This window comes from Streptomyces sp. bgisy159 (assembly GCF_057707805.1).
Genome location: NZ_JBYIQX010000090.1, coordinates 1 through 6,316, shown reverse-complemented (window position 1 = coordinate 6,316; position 6,316 = coordinate 1). Strand labels below are relative to the sequence as shown.

The window sequence follows — 6,316 nt, the reverse complement described above, 5'->3', positions numbered from 1 at the left end:
GCCGATCGGCTCCACGGCTTAGGACGAGGTGCAGCCACATCCTGAAACATGCCTCTGACCAGGTCAGGAGGCCGCTGTCGCGAGAGCATGCCACGCTGGAGATAGGACGTCGCCAAGGGCGCCGGAAGGTCCCATCACTCTGGGGAGGCATCAGGTTGCGGGAGGACGGCATGCGGGAGGACTACACGAGCTGGCGTGGTCTAAACGCCAGCGATCAAAACAACGTCGACCTCGGCCGGGCGGAAGGCGTTCTCGATGACGCGGCAGGTGGGTCATGGCTTGTCGTACGCCTGCGTTCAGGCAAGCAGGGCAGCGTAGCGATTCCCATGGATCATGTGAGGCTAGAAAGATCCCGTCTCAGAATAGCCTACGAAGAACAAACAGTACTCCGAGCTCCGCGACTGAAAGCTGCGGTAAAGAAACTGCCGCGCGTGGATGTATTGCGACTAGATTTGCACTATCATCACGAGCTCCCCAAGAAACTCACCCCGCTCGATATGGCCGAGGCGTACGGAAAAGGGAAGATAGATCGGGACAGCCTGATCAAGGAGTTGGCAGCTTGGCCATATGCCCCTGCCGTTGAACCAGATAGCTCTCTTGAGAGCCCCGACGCTTTCGATGACCCTCCAGTTTGGGAGAAAGGGACCATCCACGACCTTGAGATTGCAGTTGATCGTGGATTTATAACCACCGAAACATATGGCGACATATTGGAAGAAATGAGAAGATTGCGAATCAGGCCATAAGAATTTGGCGGTGACGACAGTGACCGACCCTGCAATGCGTACGAGAACCCCTCATGACATACGCGAGCACAAGGATGTACTGATCCAAGCGGAAGCGGATGGAATTCTATCTGCGAATTCCTCTTTCGCCACCGTATCAAATCAGGAGTGGTTCATCCAACTCAAGGGTACCGGAACTGTACCGACGAGACTCCGTATTGAGACGCAGGAGAAAATTCTGGAGGAATTTTGGAGGACGCCTTCAGAAGTTCCCATGGGTCGCATAGCCCTTGTCATGGCAGGCCCGCCTGGTGCAGGCAAGTCGACTGCCGAAAAGCGGGTTCGCATGGAACTCGCTCCGGGGCAGCCATGGCGCAAGATTGACCCAGACCATTTCAAGGACTTGCTCCTTCGCTGGGCATTCAAGCACGGAGAATATGAGACTATCGTCCCCCCTGAACTCCATGAAGATAGAGCACGAGCATATCTGCGCGAGTTGGCCGCGCTGGTTCACGAGGAGTCCAGCATCTTGGCAGCCCGAGCCCGGACCGAGTCGATAAGCAAGGGAGAAAATCTCGTTATCGACGGCACACAGAAGACCTACACCAAGACTAAAAGGCTCATCGACCATCTACTGGACGCCCGCTACTCAATATCTTTGATGGATGTCGAGGTGGGCTTCGCGATATCTTTGCAGCGCGTGGAGGCTCGTTGGGCAAAGGGCTACAATGAAGCCGAAGAAAGCTATATTGACGGCGGAAGCCTGGTTGATCACCTTGGGGGTCGGTGGGTTCCGCATCATTGCGTAGCTGATATCTACCATGGTGGGCGAGCTGACACTACATCAGTTTGCCAGCAAGTAGTAGGACGGCTGGTCGCCGAGTACCCCGGAATTCGAATTCGGGTCGAATCGAACAACTAGCCGAAACGGCAACCACCGCAAACCGCAGCCGTCCACCCGGCCGAGAGTCTGGAACGAAGAGTTCATGCCAGACGCGCGCCAGATCATAAGGCCAACACAGGCGAACAAGCGCGGACGCCCACGGACAATCAGCGCAGGTGAGAGGCACGCGGCCCAAGGCAGCGCCCCTGCTTAACCTGCTTCGAGACGAAGGGGTCATCACCCAAGGTCTCACCGCCATGCTTCTGCTGGCGTGACCTGCTCTGGTCAACGACATGGCAGCGTGGCTGAGGCTGGTGGGGATGCGTCGAGGCATATGCGTGCGTGATCAGTCGGCGCACCCGCCATCGTGGCTGACTGTCGTCGGCTGAGGCTCAGGCACTCCGAGGCCCCAGCGCCGTCAAGGGGACCATGGAGGCAAAGAGGCCGTGCCATTCGCGTGCCAGATCCTGCGGGGAACCACGGGGAACAGTGGGAGCTTGCGCTGGGTGCAACCAGGGCTCCAACGCCACCCTGAAGCTTCCCCTTGATCGTGGACACCTGGAGACTGGGACGTGTGAGCCCAGAGGAAGCAGTGCCAGGTGGGAAGTAAGTACACGAAGCGGTACTCGGAGGAGTTCAAGCGGGACGCCATCGCCCTCGTGGCCTCCTCGGGCCGGACGGTGACCGAGGTCGCCCGGGAACTCGGCATCAGCTCGGAGAGCCTGCGGGGCTGGGTGAAGAAGGCGAACGGCACGGCGCCGATTGCCGCAGGGGCGTCGGTGGCCACTGGTAGCGGGCTGGACGCGGCCGAGCGGGAAGAGCTGAAGCGGCTGCGCAAGCTGGCCGCTGACCAGGCGAAGACGATCGAGATCCTGAAAAAAGCGACAGCCTTCTTCGCGAAGGAGAGCGACCGGTGAGCGAGATATACCGGTTCATCCGCGTGGAGAAGGCCCACTTCACCGTCGTGCTGCTGTGCGCCGTCCTCGGCGCTGCCCGCTCCTCGTACTACGCCTGGGAGGCGGGAGAGCAGGCCCGCTCGGCGCGCGAGCGCGAGGACCTCGCCCTGGTCCACGAGATCACCGTCATCCACGTCGCGTCGGGGAAAACCTATGGCGTCCCGCGCATCCACGCCGAACTGCGCCGCCAGGGCCGCCCGGTGAACCGCAAGCGCGTCGAGCGGCTGATGCGCGAACACGGCATCGCCGGTCACAGCCGCCGCACCGGGCGTCGCAGCCTCACCCGCGCCGACCGCAGGGCCGCCCCGGCCCCGGACCTGATCGGGCGCGACTTCACCGCCCCCGCTCCCGGCCTGCGGGTGGTCGGCGACATCACCTATATCCCCACTGGTGAGGGCTGGTTGTACCTGGCGACCTGGCTCGACCTGGCGACCCGCGAAGTGATCGGCTACTCGATGGCCGACCACCACCGCGCCGACCTGGTCGTCGACGCCCTCGACATGGCCGCCGGCCTGGGCCGCCTGGAAGACGGCTGCATCATCCACACGGACCGCGGATCGGAGTACACCTCTGCCCAATTCCGCGACAGACTCCACGAGTTGGGGCTACGGCAGAGCATGGGCAGGACCGGTATCTGCTTCGACAACGCCGCCGCCGAAAGCTTCTTCGCCGTCCTCAAGGAAGAGATCGGCACCCGCATCTGGAATGACCGGACCAGCGCGCGAGCCGACATCTTCACATCCATCGAGACCTACTACAATCGCAGGCGCCTGCGCAGGCATCCCGACTGGGGCTACCTCACACCCCACGAGACCCGCCAGCGCCACCACGGAACGAAAACAGCTCACGCCCTCGCCGCGTGACAAAACCGTGTCCAAGATCACGGGAAACTTCACCCCGCCCCAGGTCAACGCACCAACCGCCGTCGAGGAACCCAAGCTTCCCAAGCTGATAGCTCAGGCAGTGTGCTCACGGGCCAGCCGTCCTGGCTTCCTCTGGTCGACAACACCGCGACAGCGTGGCTGAGGTCTGTGGGAGTGCAGCGAGGCACACGCGCGCCTGGTCGGTCGGCAGACCCGCCATCGTGGCTGACTGTCGTCGGTTGAGGTGTCGACGACTTGAGTGCACGCACCGTGCGGGCCGGTTGAGGTGAGGTCCCTGCCTTGCGTGATTCTGCGGTGTGGAAGGGGAATGCAGCCCTGTGGCGGAGTAGGGCCAGGGGAGGGGTAAACAGGTGGCGCAACGGGGTAGCGGCCGTGGCAACGACTATCAGCGGCAGCAGCAGGCGTTACGACGTGCCCAGGAGCAACAGGCACGGCAAGTGGAGAGGGAACGCAAGGCCGCTGAGACGGCCAGCAAGCGGCAGGAGCGCGAGCGGAAGGCTGCGTATCAGGAGCAGCAGGCCGAGCAGGCGCAGGTGCGCACGATCGGGGTTGAGCACGAGGTCGAGCAGCTCAGGCAGTTACTCCGTGACGCGGTGGTGGGCGATCCGCCGACGACCTTTGAGCGCCGCCGGAGGACTCACACGCCGAGGAAGTTAGACGAGCGTCCTTGGTCTCGTCCGGAGCCTTCCCCGCGATGGGAGGAGTTCGCACCACCGGAGCCCGGTGGTCTGGCTGCTGTCCTGGGTCTTGGCAGGAAGCGCTATGAAGCTGAAGTTGCTGAGGCGCGTGTGCGGTTCGGCGAGGCACAAGAGCGCCACAAGCGAGCCGAGGAGAAGCGGCTGGCAACGCTGGAGCGGAAGCGTGCCGAGCACCGCCAGGCCGAAGAGCAAGCCCTTAACGAGGTGGCGACTTTCAACGGGAAGTTGGACGAGGAGCGCGAGGCGTACAGGGCCGGCGAGCCCGCGGCGGTCGAGGCTCATCTAGGGGCTGTTCTGGCTGCGTCGGTGTATCCAGTGGGCTTCCCGCACGAGCATCGGATTGCCTTTCGACCTGCCACCGGTGACGCACTGGTTGAGATCCACTTGCCGCCTGAGGCGATCGTTCCTACCGCGCGGGGCTACCGATACGTGAAGAACCGAGACGAGACGACCGTGCTGCCTCGTCCGGAGAAGGAGCGCAAGGAGATCTACGCCTCCGTCCTGGCGCAAGTCGCTCTGAGGACAGTGCACGAGGTCCTGACGGGCGATCCGGACCGGGTAATCAATGGCGTGATCCTGAACGGCCATGTGAGAACCATCGACCGGGCTACCGGTCAGGAGGTCTCACCCTGTCTCGTGACGCTCAGCGCCAGCAGGGAGCAGTTCGGGAAGCTCCGTCTCAGTCAGGTTGATCCAGCGCAGTGCCTCAGGAGACTCAACGCTCTGGTGTCGCCCAACCCCTACGATCTCGAACCGATCCGCCCCATCGTCGAGTTCGACCTGTCGAAGTACCGGCTCATGGACAGCATGGATGTAGTTGCCGGCCTGGACAGCAGGCCCGTACTGGTGAAGCTGACGCCCACCGAGTTCGAGCACCTGATTCGCCAACTGTTCGAGGCGATCGGTATGGAGGCCTGGAACACTCAGGCGTCCAAAGACGAGGGCGTTGACGCAGTGGCCGTCAGTAAGGACCCCGTCTTCAACGGTGAGTGCATCATTCAGGCGAAGCGCTACAGCAAGCTCGTGGGTGTTGAGTCCGTCCAGGCGCTCGCCGGAGTGGTCGAGCACAAGCGTGCTGCCAAGGGGGTCCTGATCACCACATCGTGGTTCGGCAGGGCCAGCCACGACTTTGCCCGCCAACATGGCCGACTCCAGCTCATCGAAGGACCGGAACTCAAGTACCTGATCAAGGAACACCTTGGCAAGGATGTGATCCCTGGCCCGGTCCCCCCGAAGAGGCGCCCCTCACGCTAAGGCCGGCGGGCCGCCCACTCAGCCTGAGGAGCTGGGCCGTCTCTGGGCCGTCCGAGGCTGCTCGACAGCGGCCAAGGACGACCAACGACGACCGCCAGGCGCACCAGCCCACCGCCCCTGAGCAGCGCAAACGCAGGTCACCAAGATCCCCGGCAAGACCCAGGGCAAAAAGAAGTAAGCGGTACTGATCAAGCCCCTTGCTCCCGGGTTCTCCCTGGGCAAGGGGCTCTGTGCTGCTCGTGGCGTCCCGTGGCCGTCAGATGCTCGGCGGTGCCGTCAGGCGCGTGTGCCTCGCCGCCACTCGTAGGTGCCGGGCGAGGTCTCGGCCACCTCCCGGGGATAGACCTCGCGTACCCGGGTGAGCAGATCGCGCTGCTCGCCGACCCACGTCGGCGGGAGCACGAACAAGGGGAGGGTGACCGTGACACCTGACGCCGGCCCGTCGTGTACGGAGACCCAGAGTCCGCCGCTCCCGTCGGGCTTGAACTTCATGGAAGGAGTCCGCCCGGATTCGAGCCACTGGGCGGACCGACCGGACGCCAAGACCGCCAAGGCGCCCTCCCAGTCCGCCAGGTCTTCAGGGAGGAGAGTCACCGGGAAAGCGGCGTTGACGGATTCCGTCACGATGACGATCTCGCAGTCGAGGAAGTCGTGGCCGGTCAGGATCCCGGGTTGAAAACGGCCGAGGACGCGCACGGAGACACTGTGACCGCTGGTGCCGGGCGTGTCGGCCAGGTGGATCAGATCGATGACGCCGTGCGTCGAGCCCATGGGTTACCTTCCGCAGTGATGAGGCCCGAGCATCCTGCCGTACACCAGCCGTCTCAGCCGGGTTCTCGCTCCTTCGGTACGAGGCTGTGCCGACAGTGGCGGCCCATGTGGCGAAGGCCGAGGGGAGAAGCCGGGACAGTTCCCG

Annotated in this window: 6 protein-coding genes; 5 read left to right on the top strand and 1 reads right to left on the bottom strand. The window is 63.3% G+C overall.

All coding sequences use genetic code 11. The annotated features are described in order from the left end of the window. Window positions 1–170: 170 nt before the first annotated feature. The 5 genes from AC3ET3_RS35690 to AC3ET3_RS35670 all read left to right on the top strand — a co-directional run bounded on the left by AC3ET3_RS35690 (window position 171) and on the right by AC3ET3_RS35670 (window position 5,400). Window positions 171–746 carry a hypothetical protein gene (locus tag AC3ET3_RS35690; protein ID WP_432139399.1) on the top strand — a complete coding sequence of 192 codons (576 nt, stop codon included), beginning with the start codon at window positions 171–173 and terminating at the stop codon, window positions 744–746. Window positions 747–756: 10 nt separating this feature from the next. Next, a complete protein-coding gene (locus AC3ET3_RS35685) occupies window positions 757–1,647 on the top strand; it encodes a zeta toxin family protein (protein ID WP_432139398.1) in 891 nt (296 codons plus the stop codon). Window positions 1,648–2,207: 560 nt separating this feature from the next. After that, window positions 2,208–2,525: a transposase gene (locus AC3ET3_RS35680; protein WP_432139397.1), complete on the top strand. Its 318-nt coding sequence runs from the start codon at window positions 2,208–2,210 to the stop codon at window positions 2,523–2,525. Continuing rightward, window positions 2,522–3,427, top strand: coding sequence for an IS3 family transposase (locus tag AC3ET3_RS35675; RefSeq protein ID WP_432139396.1), 906 nt, complete (start codon window positions 2,522–2,524; stop codon window positions 3,425–3,427). The genes AC3ET3_RS35680 and AC3ET3_RS35675 overlap by 4 nt, the downstream gene beginning before the upstream one ends. Window positions 3,428–3,798: 371 nt before the next feature. Beyond that, a complete protein-coding gene (locus AC3ET3_RS35670) occupies window positions 3,799–5,400 on the top strand; it encodes a restriction endonuclease (RefSeq protein ID WP_432139395.1) in 1,602 nt (533 codons plus the stop codon). Between the two features lie 276 nt (window positions 5,401–5,676). Here AC3ET3_RS35670 and AC3ET3_RS35665 read toward each other — a convergent pair whose 3' ends face one another. Beyond that, window positions 5,677–6,171, bottom strand: a complete 495-nt coding sequence (locus AC3ET3_RS35665; RefSeq protein ID WP_435613689.1) for a DUF5959 family protein — start codon at window positions 6,169–6,171, stop codon at window positions 5,677–5,679. Window positions 6,172–6,316: the final 145 nt, after the last annotated feature.